Source organism: Hydrogenovibrio sp. 3SP14C1 (assembly GCF_029625905.1).
Taxonomy (GTDB): domain Bacteria; phylum Pseudomonadota; class Gammaproteobacteria; order Thiomicrospirales; family Thiomicrospiraceae; genus Hydrogenovibrio.
Genome location: NZ_JARTLM010000274.1, coordinates 1 through 245, shown reverse-complemented (window position 1 = coordinate 245; position 245 = coordinate 1). Strand labels below are relative to the sequence as shown.

At 46.9% G+C, this 245-nt stretch carries 1 protein-coding gene; it reads right to left on the bottom strand.

From position 1 onward, the window contains the following. Window positions 1–245, bottom strand: a 245-nt coding sequence (locus P8629_RS12515; RefSeq protein ID WP_278166420.1) for an ATP-grasp domain-containing protein, incomplete at both ends; no start/stop codon positions are given.

Below are 245 nucleotides of genomic sequence, written 5' to 3'. Positions count from 1 at the left end.
AAGACAGTCACATCCTTGCCATTTCCTGACACGATGACAGAGATTTCCAAGTCAAAGCGGACAAATTCTTCCAAGACGCAATCCGCTGAATCCGCTAAATCAGCTGCGGCAGGTAAATCTTTTTCTGATGCGATGACCACTTGTCCATGACCATCATAGCCCCCTGTTGCGGTTTTGAGGACGTATTTTTTTGACGAATCCAGATCTATCAGGTCGCTACTGGACTTGATGACCTTGTAGGGTGC